Here is a 2,054-nt window from a genome sequence, read left to right as displayed (position 1 = left end):
TCCGATAAAAAACCTTCCAAGATGCCAAAATTTGCCTTATGGCGCAGCATCTTTTTCATTGCCCAATCAAAACGAATTAGTTTTTTGCTCATGGTTTTGTAGTTAAAAGCTTTTTGGCAAAGATAAGCAAAACCAGCGAAAAAGACTTGTCAGATTCAGAATTAACCACTTTTTGAAAACTATTAGCTCTGAAATACGCTATTTTGAGGTGGATACTACCCCATTTATTTTGAGTTTGACCACTTCCAAACTTTCGAGTCCTTCATTATCAACCACTTTTACTGCGATTTTGTGTTCGCCTGCTTTAAATAAATAGGTTTGTTTGCCTGCTTTATCAAGTAAGATTTCGGGTATAAAATTCGGCTCTTGGTAGGCAAAATCCCAAGCATAAAATTCAATTCCTGCATCACTTTGCCCTGCTGCTGCAAATTCAATTTTTCGCGACCCTTTCGCTTCCCCTAAATCTTTGACTTCTACTTTTAAAGTCGGTTTTTTGGCAATCGGCACAATCTCCTCCACTGTTACCAATTTGATGATAACATTTTCCTCGTTTTTCAATCTGGCTACTTCCTGAATCGCACCTCTGCCAAAAGAAAACGCAATGATAAAGCCAACAGGTTTATTTTCTGTTTTATTTTTTTCGTAATTTGTTTTATCGTATCTTTCACAAGCCGATTTAAAATTGTCTATGACATTTCGCCCAACATTATCGCTACGTTTTACTTGGATAGGCTGATTTTCTCTTGTTCTGCCATCAAGCCCTAAATCGCCGCGCTGTTTGGCGTTGGAAATGCCATCAAACTGCCCCACTATCCAAGTTTCAAACTCAAAGGCATCTTTGTAACGCAAAGTGTCATAATCGTACTTGTGTAACTGCACCGTAAAGGGTCTTGAAAACAAACTTTGTTGTTTATTTAACCTAAATTCTGTAACTTTTATCGCCTGCACACTTTGGTCTATTCCTACCCAATTCCGATTGAGTTTGTCGGCTACGGCTACCGTTGTGCCGCCCCCCACAAAGCAGTCCAAAATGGTATCTCCTTCGTTACTTGCCAAGTTGATTACTCTTTCTAAAATTGCCTCTGGTTTTTGTGTAGGATAGCCTATCCGCTCTTTTTTGTCCGCAGGTTGTAACATTGAAATTCGCCAAACATCATCTACTGTTCTTTCGTCTGTTTCAATGTACTGCACTTTTCCATTTTCATCTTTGGCATTAACTATTTTAGAAGTTTCTTTATCCCAAACTCTTTTTATTTGCTTGATTTTTTCATCTCTTTTTTCTTTGATTTTATTAAAAGTAAATTTCTTACTTTTAGCATACCAATAAATAATATCGTGGTTTGCCGCAAGTTTATTGATATTTCCTTGAAATTTGTTATAGTAATACCATATAATTTCATTTACATAATTATTATTTCCAAAAATTTTATCCAAAATATAGACTCTGATATAGGCGTTTGCATGCCAATCGCAATGCACGAAAATAGAACCTGTAGGTTTCAAAATTCGGTGCATTTCTTGTATTCGCTCTTTGAGCCAAGCAATATAATGGTCTATGCCTCCCGAAAATCGGTCTTCAAAGCTGCGCACCTCGCCTGTATCTCCCCAAATGATTTCATAGGTTCGGTTTGAGAAAAAAGGGGGGTCTATGTAGATTAAATCCACTGTTTCGCTTTCTATCGTTTTCAAGACTTCCAAACAGTCGCCTAAAATCAGTTTGTTTATTGTCATTTTATTTTTCCTTTTTTCGGTACATTCCCTGCAAGTTACACCTTTTTTCAGAAGGACACAAATTTTTCTTTCCTTCTTTTGTAGTTAAAATTTGTAAGGGTGTTTTTGGAAAGGGTTAAATTTAAGACTGATAGTAAAAAATAAATATAAAAACCAAACTATAAATAAGCACCTTAGTCGCTTTTTATTTTCGCTAATTTTCAGTTACTGAAATAATGTTGTTATTAGTTTTTATTTTTCAGTTCTGCACGTAGTTGTTCTATTTGCTCAACTGTTAAGCCTGTTATTTTGGCAATGAACTTGTTAGCAGCACCTTCTAAAAT

1 protein-coding gene is annotated in these 2,054 nt (G+C 35.8%); it reads right to left on the bottom strand.

All coding sequences use genetic code 11. The annotated features are described in order from the left end of the window. Positions 1 to 198 precede the first annotated feature (198 nt). A complete protein-coding gene (locus G500_RS24950) occupies positions 199 to 1,731 on the bottom strand; it encodes a DNA-methyltransferase (protein ID WP_051203378.1) in 1,533 nt (510 codons plus the stop codon). Positions 1,732 to 2,054 lie beyond the last annotated feature (323 nt).

The organism is Hugenholtzia roseola DSM 9546, from assembly GCF_000422585.1.
Classification (GTDB): Bacteria; Bacteroidota; Bacteroidia; order Cytophagales; family Bernardetiaceae; genus Hugenholtzia; species Hugenholtzia roseola.
The sequence above is the reverse complement of the archived record's forward strand: the minus strand, read 5'-3'. Positions and strand labels throughout refer to the sequence as shown.